Annotated in this window: 8 protein-coding genes; 5 read left to right on the forward strand and 3 right to left on the reverse strand. The window is 59.5% G+C overall.

The window, feature by feature from the left end:
- The first annotated feature begins 196 nt into the window (after window positions 1-196).
- The 3 genes from F4Y00_11570 to F4Y00_11580 all read left to right on the forward strand — a co-directional run bounded on the left by F4Y00_11570 (window position 197) and on the right by F4Y00_11580 (window position 2347).
- Window positions 197-805: a Uma2 family endonuclease gene (locus tag F4Y00_11570; GenBank protein MYE05593.1), complete on the forward strand. Its 609-nt coding sequence runs from the start codon at window positions 197-199 to the stop codon at window positions 803-805.
- A 113-nt stretch (window positions 806-918) separates the two neighbouring features.
- Window positions 919-1578: an adenine nucleotide alpha hydrolase gene (locus tag F4Y00_11575; protein MYE05594.1), complete on the forward strand. Its 660-nt coding sequence runs from the start codon at window positions 919-921 to the stop codon at window positions 1576-1578.
- Between the two features lie 142 nt (window positions 1579-1720).
- Complete coding sequence (locus tag F4Y00_11580) at window positions 1721-2347, forward strand: ATP-binding cassette domain-containing protein (GenBank protein MYE05595.1); 627 nt, start codon at window positions 1721-1723, stop codon at window positions 2345-2347.
- A 47-nt stretch (window positions 2348-2394) separates the two neighbouring features.
- Here the strand turns inward: F4Y00_11580 and F4Y00_11585 are convergent, their stop codons facing one another.
- Window positions 2395-2775 (reverse strand): hypothetical protein, encoded by a 381-nt coding sequence (locus tag F4Y00_11585; GenBank protein ID MYE05596.1) that lies wholly within the window; start codon window positions 2773-2775, stop codon window positions 2395-2397.
- 91 nt (window positions 2776-2866) lie between these two features.
- Window positions 2867-3604 carry a ComF family protein gene (locus tag F4Y00_11590; GenBank protein MYE05597.1) on the reverse strand — a complete coding sequence of 246 codons (738 nt, stop codon included), beginning with the start codon at window positions 3602-3604 and terminating at the stop codon, window positions 2867-2869.
- Window positions 3605-3764: 160 nt separating this feature from the next.
- On the opposite strand from F4Y00_11590, the gene F4Y00_11595 reads away from it, so the two are divergent.
- A complete protein-coding gene (locus F4Y00_11595) occupies window positions 3765-4013 on the forward strand; it encodes a hypothetical protein (protein MYE05598.1) in 249 nt (82 codons plus the stop codon).
- Entirely contained in the window at window positions 4013-5170 is a 1158-nt protein-coding gene (locus tag F4Y00_11600) for a DUF3524 domain-containing protein (GenBank protein MYE05599.1), read from the forward strand. Before F4Y00_11595 ends, F4Y00_11600 begins: the two co-directional genes overlap by 1 nt.
- A 47-nt stretch (window positions 5171-5217) precedes the next feature.
- On the opposite strand, the gene F4Y00_11605 is transcribed toward F4Y00_11600, so the two are convergent.
- The coding region (locus F4Y00_11605) for an NADP-dependent isocitrate dehydrogenase (protein ID MYE05600.1) at window positions 5218-6296 on the reverse strand (1079 nt) is incomplete at its 5' end.

Raw genomic sequence — 6296 nt, forward strand, 5'->3', positions numbered from 1 at the left:
TTTCCCCCCCCCCCCCCCCCCCCCCCTCTCCCGCTCCGTCGGGGGGGCCCGGAGTTGTTAAAACCCCCCCCGCGCCCCGCGCCTCGTCCCCGCGCCCCGCGCAAATTTCCCCGACTCTGCGGAAACACGGTGAGATATGGCGCTTATGCTCTGAGGTGCAGGCATCGTTTTTCTGAATCGTGAGGAGAGGTATCCCATGGCAGCGCCAACCACAACTCCTGAAACGCTGAACCCGGATCACATCGACAAATCCGGAGACAAGTTGCAATACATGACGCTTGAGGAGTACGCCAGCCTTCCGGAACAGGAAGACGGCTATACGTACGAACTGGTCCGGGGTGCGGTGGTGCGGGAGCCCGGACCTTCCTGGTCGCACCGGCTTTTGCAATTCAAGTTAGGGAGGTACTTTCATGCATGGATAGAAGAAGCCGGACAAGGAGAAGTGGGTCTTGAGGGCGATTGTATCCTGAGCGAAAACCCGGATACGGTGCGCATTCCGGATGTTGCGGTGCTGTTGCGCCGACGTAGCACCGATAACGAGCCCGGAGGTTGGGTTCGCGGTGCGCCCGATATCGTCGTCGAAGTGCTATCCCCGTCGAATACGCCCCGGCAGATGCGTGAAAGGATGGATGATTACTTCGGCGCCGGGGCGCTTCGCGTCTGGATCGTGGATCCGACGGCGCGCACTGTGGTTATTCACCGGCCGGATGAGGCCTCGATGCTTTTCAAGGACGGAGACTGTCTTGAGGACCCGGAGGTGTTGCCGGGCTTTGTGCTGGATGTAGCGGAGTTGTTCGAAAGATAGGGAGCGAGGGGTGCAGTTGGTCCATTGAAGAGGCTCGTCTCGCCCCCGAACCGTTCCTGCCAGGCCGATCACCCAAAGAAAAGCCCCCTATGCATACCCGCGAATCCATTGCCATGTGCTTCAGCGGGGGCAAGGACAGTGCGATCGCGTTGCATGAGATCCGTCGTGCCGAGATGTATGTCGTCAAGGAGTTGCTGACGACGGTAACCATTCCCTATGACCGGGTAACCATGCACGGCGTTCGCCGCGCGCTCGTGCGGCAACAGGCCGAGGCCATAGGGATTCCCATTACGGAAGTCGCTGTGCCTCCCAGTTCCTCCAATGCGATTTACGAACGTGAGATGGGATATGCGTTTGCCCGATTGCAGATCCAGGGCATACGGCGCGTGGCCTTCGGAGACATCTTTCTTGAAGATCTTCGGGTTTATCGCGAAGAGCAACTGGCAGCCTGTAAGCTCGAGTGTGTTTTTCCGATCTGGAAGCGCGACACCACGGAACTCGCCCATCAGTTTGTGAACGATGGATTCAAAGCCATCGTGGCCTGCGTAAATCCAGCGGTGCTCGATGCGTCTTTCGCCGGACGCCCGTTCGATGAGGCTTTTCTTGCGGCTCTTCCGCCGGAGGTCGATCCGTGCGGCGAGAACGGCGAGTTTCACACGTTCGTGTTCGACGGGCCGATTTTTCGGTGGCCGGTGCGGATATCTCTCGGGCAGGTTGTCGAACGCGACCGGTTCGTATTCTGTGACCTTGTTCCGGATGGTGGCGTTTCGTGAGCGCATGACCAGCGAACCGGCTCCCTTCCGTGACGTAGATTGCAGGGCGCCTTCTTCTGCGCAGCGCGCGCAGGCCCTGCGCAAGGCGTACGCAATCCCTGCAAGAAATTTCACGACGAACATGACGCGGTCCCGGGATGCCTTGCCGGTTCTGGACGTATGCGGCGTTGCCCGCCGGTTCGGCAGGCGGCTGCTGTTCCGGGATCTTTCGTTTTCCTTGTCCGGCGGCGAGTGCCTTGCCGTGACCGGCGTCAACGGGTCCGGCAAGTCCACCCTGCTTCGCATTCTGGCCGGGGTGATGTCGCCGAGCGAAGGAACCGTTTCGCTCCGCGTGAACGGGACCGGCCTGTCGAAGGAAGCGCATCCCCTGCATGCCGGCCTCGTAGCGCCGTACGTGAATGTATACGCAGGATTCTCTCCTCGGGAGAATTTGCGGTTTATCGCCCGGGCGCGCCGTCTTGCGAACGATGAGCAGCGGATCGAGGAGACGCTCGCATCCGTCGGGTTGGCCCGCCGCATGCACGACCGGGTCTCCACGTTCTCATCCGGCATGGTGCAGCGCGTCAGACTGGCGGCGGCGCTGCTTGCCGATCCGCCGCTTCTGCTTCTGGACGAGCCGAACGAGCATCTCGACGAAGAAGGCCGCCACATGATGTCCGCTGTCATCGAAGACAGACTTCGCGCCGGCGCGATCATGGTCGTGGCCACCAACGACGAACGGGAAGCGAAACAGTACGCTCGTACGCTGTGTGTCGAGGAGTATCGATAATTTCGCCTGCCGCGATACGGCCCTTATTTCGCTGCGTACAGGCGTTCCTACCCGGCGAGGAAGGCGGCAAGCAAAACAAGGGTAAGACCTGCGTGCGCACCGACAATCCACTTGATCGCGGCAAACTGGGCTTTCATGCTCTCTTTCAGCGTGTCGATGTCCTGCTTCGACGCGGCGAACCGGGCGTTCATACTCTCTTTCAGGGCATCCATATTCCCTTTCAGCGCGTCGATATCCTGCTTCAACGCATTGATATCCTGCTTCGACGCAGCGAACCGGGCGTTCATATTCTCTTTCAGCGCGTCGATGTCCTGCTTCGACGCGGTTTCGCCATGTCGCTCCGCGATCGCTTGTGCGAGGGCTTTCGCCTGTTTCTGTTCGATGCCTGCGGCGGTAAGGTTTTCGGCCATGGAAAGGGTGTCGATCATGGCTTGTGCGAATGGTTTATGAAAAATAATATACCGTTTGCGGCCTTCTGTTTCATGCTTGTCCTTAAGTATTCGCCAATGGCCGGGGCCTTCACATCCGCGTTACCCCCAGCGCGGCGATATCCACGGCGTCCGCGCCTGCCTTAAGGAGGGCGCTTGCGGCCATGCCCACTGTGGCTCCTGTGGTAAAGATATCGTCCACGAGCAGAATCCGCAGTCCGGCAACCCGTTCCGGGATCGGCACGGTGAATGCGCCGTCGAGGTTATCCAGCCGCTCTTTCCGGGAAAGCGCCGTTTGCGAGCGGGTGACCTTGCTCCGGACGATCACTTCCGGCGCGGCGGGTCTTTCAAGGGCAGGGGCAATACCCCGGACGAGATACTCGCTTTGATTGTACCCGCGTTCGCACAGCCGCATGCGGTGCAGGGGAATGGGTACAAGCAGGTCCGGTGCGGGCCGGTACACAAGGCTTTGGACGAAAGCATGGCCGAGGATGCGCCCCAGCCATATGCCGTAGTGCGGCCGATTGCCGTATTTCAGCGCCTGGTGTATGTGTTGCAGGAATCCTCCCTTGTCGAACATCCACAGGGCGAATGCGCCGTCAATGGCGGTACGCATGCCGGGCAGACGGTCGATTCGCTCCCGGACATCGTCGGCATCGGCGCGGTCGGCATTGCGCAGGCAACAGAAGCAAAGAAGGGTCGAGGCGCCCGGGACGGCTCCACCGCAGTGCAGGCATGCCGGGGGGAAAGCCAGACCCATCAGACCCTGTCCCACCGCCCGTGCAGCTTTTACCGGCGTCTTCCACAGGTTTCGTACGGATACAGGCATGTGCGGCTTCGGGACATCGTTTTTACGGCGGTGCAAAACATGCAGCGATTTTCATATATTAGACACCCAAGATTGATTTGCATAACCCCAGCGGCAGCCCGGCGCACGGTTTTTTGGGCCGAAGACCCCGGGGCCCTGTACGTAAGTAATACCGAATCCGATGGCGGCTCCCGTACGGCGCGGAATGATTATCAAGAACGCCAACACCCGTCCCGTCGAAATAGATATGGCTTCCCGCCGGATCACCGTAGCTCCCGGTGAAGCGAGGATGATTACTGCGGAAGAAGTGCGCGATCCCGCCCTCCGAAAAAACCTGCAGGTGCGCGCCATATCGATCGTGCGTCCGGCTACGACGGAGGAAGAGGAGGCTTTTCGGAAGGAGCTTGAAGAAGCCGGGAGCGGTCAGTAATGAAGGTGCTTGCGTTGGAGCCATGGTACGGCGGCTCCCACCGGAATTTCTTCGATGGGCTGGTGAAACATAGCCGCCACGAGTTTCACACGGTCACCCTCAGAGCCCGTTTCTGGAAATGGCGCATGCACGGCGGCGCCGTCACGATGGCGCGCAAGGCGCTTAAGGCCTTCAAAGACGGTTTCAAGCCGGATGTGGTGTTCGCCACCGGCATGGTCAATATCCCCGCCTTTCTGGCGCTTGTCCGACCGCATCTCGGGGATGTGCCGGTTGTCCTGTATTTCCATGAAAATCAATTAACCTATCCGCTGCCGCCGGATACCGAGCGCGATCATACCTACGGGTATATCAACTACCTGTCCTCGCTTGCCGCCGACCGGATCGTGTTCAATTCCCGGTTCCACTTCGACGAGTTCATGGATGCGCTGCCTACCCTGTTGCGCACTTTTCCGGATTACACCCACCTGAATACGGTGAATATGCTTCGCAAGAAGTCCACCGTATTGCATGTAGGCATGGATCTGGAAGCGCACGACCGGTACAGCGCAGACTATCCGCCTCCCGAATGGGGGCCTTCGATGCGGTCTCCCATTGTGTTATGGAACCAGCGCTGGGAATACGACAAGAATCCGGAAGCCTTTTTCCGGGTGATGAACCGGCTCGACGATCGCGGCTACCGCTTCCGCCTCATCCTTGCCGGGGAGCATTTCGAGGAGCAGCCGTACGAATTCGAAAAGGCGTTCGAGCGGTATGCGGACCGCATTCTGCATTACGGCTATGCGGAGGACTTCAAGGAATACAGCCGCTTGCTGCACCGGGCCCACCTCGTGGTATCCACATCGATCCACGAATTTTTCGGCATAGCCATTATGGAGGCCATTTACTGCGGATGCCATCCGCTGTTGCCCAATCGCCTCAGCTATCCCGAACTGATTCCCGATGCGCTTCATCGTCCGCTGCTGCATGCTCCCGTGCTGTACGAAGACGAGGAGGACCTTTTTGAAGCCATGTCCCGGATCATGGAAGGAGAGGACCGGCCGTTGCCGGTGTCTTCGCTGCAAGCGATTCCTCAGGCGCTCGATTGGCGGAAGCATGTTGCGCAGTACGATGCGCTGCTGGAAGAAGCCGCTTCGTCGCCACGGGAAGTGCGCTTGTAGATTCACCCGCGGCATATATCGGGATCGGGGGCCGCTGCGCCCCGCCGTTACGCCATGTTTTCGACCATAGCCTTACCGAACTCGCTGGTTTTGAGTAGGGTGGCCCCGTCCATCTGGCGCTCGAAGTCGTAGGTGACCCGTTTCTGGGCGATCGTTTTTTCCAGTGAAGACACGATCAGGTCCGCTGCTTCGTCCCATCCCATGTACCGGAGCATCATTTCCCCGGACAGGATGACCGAGCCGGGGTTCACCTTGTCCTGTCCCGCATATTTGGGCGCGGTGCCGTGGGTAGCTTCGAAGACGGCATGGCCGGTATCGTAATTGATGTTGGCGCCGGGCGCAATGCCGATGCCTCCGACCTCGGCGGCAAGCGCGTCGGAGATATAATCCCCGTTCAGGTTCATGGTCGCGATGACCCCGTATTCGTCCGGGCGCGTCAGAATCTGTTGCAGAAAGGCGTCGGCGATCACATCCTTAATGACCGTGTCGTCGGGAAGTTTGCGCCAAGGCCCTCCCCCGAATTCCTCGGCTCCGAATTCCTGGCGGGCGAGGTCGTATCCCCAGTCCCGGAATCCGCCCTCGGTGAACTTCATGATGTTTCCCTTGTGCACGAGCGTGACACTGTCGTACCCGCGTTTCCTGGCGTAGCCGATGGCCGCGCGCACGAGCCGTTCCGTGCCTTCTCTGGAAACGGGTTTGATGCCGATGCCGCTCGTTTCTGGAAAACGGATGCTTTCGACGCCCATCTCGTTCCGAAGAAATCCAATGAGTTTTTCCGCTTCCGGCGTACCCATTTCGTATTCGATGCCCGCGTATATGTCCTCCGAATTTTCCCGGAAAATCACCATGTTCACCTTTTCCGGGTGTTTTACCGGGGAAGGGACGCCCGCGAAGTGGCGGACGGGGCGTACGCAGGCGTACAGGTCCAGAATCTGTCGCAGAGCCACGTTGAGCGAGCGAATGCCTCCGCCGACCGGTGTGGTCAGGGGGCCCTTGATGGCGACGAGGTACTGGCGAATGGCTTCAAGGGTGTCGTTCGGGAGCCACTCGTCAAATTTGTTCTTTGCCTTTTCCCCGGCGAACACCTCGAACCACACGAATTGTCGCGTATACCCGTAAGCATACC

This window comes from Bacteroidetes bacterium SB0662_bin_6 (assembly GCA_009839485.1).
Classification (GTDB): Bacteria; Bacteroidota; Rhodothermia; order Rhodothermales; family VXPQ01; genus VXPQ01.

Excerpts from the sequence above, each read along its gene's own strand:
- F4Y00_11590 (MYE05597.1), bottom strand. The coding sequence starts at position 3,604 with ATGCCTGTATCCGTACGAAACCTGTGGAAGACGCCGGTAAAAGCTGCA.
- F4Y00_11600 (MYE05599.1), top strand. The coding sequence starts at position 4,013 with ATGAAGGTGCTTGCGTTGGAGCCATGGTACGGCGGCTCCCACCGGAAT.
- F4Y00_11575 (MYE05594.1), top strand. The coding sequence starts at position 919 with ATGTGCTTCAGCGGGGGCAAGGACAGTGCGATCGCGTTGCATGAGATC.
- F4Y00_11585 (MYE05596.1), bottom strand. The coding sequence starts at position 2,775 with ATGATCGACACCCTTTCCATGGCCGAAAACCTTACCGCCGCAGGCATC.
- F4Y00_11595 (MYE05598.1), top strand. The coding sequence starts at position 3,765 with ATGGCGGCTCCCGTACGGCGCGGAATGATTATCAAGAACGCCAACACC.
- F4Y00_11570 (MYE05593.1), top strand. The coding sequence starts at position 197 with ATGGCAGCGCCAACCACAACTCCTGAAACGCTGAACCCGGATCACATC.